Below are 251 nucleotides of genomic sequence, written 5' to 3'. Positions count from 1 at the left end.
ATAATTAATTCCGAACCAGAACTGTCTTTTCCCGTTCCCACGTCATCCATACCATAACCTGTTTGCCCCATAACAGAAATTGATTTTAGGTATTTTGGAGTGGGGTACCCATCTGCATGAACATTTAGATTGGGATATGCCGCTGCGTAGGCCTCCACAAGCGTATCCAACATTTTAGTATTGCTTTGCGTTTTTCTCCAGCAACCTGTGGCAACGATCAATCCTTCAATATCAAACTCGTTGGAACTTAC

At 42.6% G+C, this 251-nt stretch carries 1 protein-coding gene; it reads right to left on the bottom strand.

Annotated elements, in window-relative coordinates; genetic code table 11:
• On the bottom strand, positions 1 to 251 hold a 251-nt coding region (locus tag SB717_RS38040; protein WP_410908356.1), incomplete at both ends, for a nucleoside hydrolase-like domain-containing protein.

Origin of the sequence: Priestia sp. SIMBA_032 (assembly GCF_046535215.1) — a bacterium.
Classification (GTDB): Bacteria; Bacillota; Bacilli; order Bacillales; family Bacillaceae_H; genus Priestia; species Priestia aryabhattai.
Note: the sequence above shows the minus strand (reverse complement) of the source record. Positions and strands in the feature narration are given on the sequence as shown.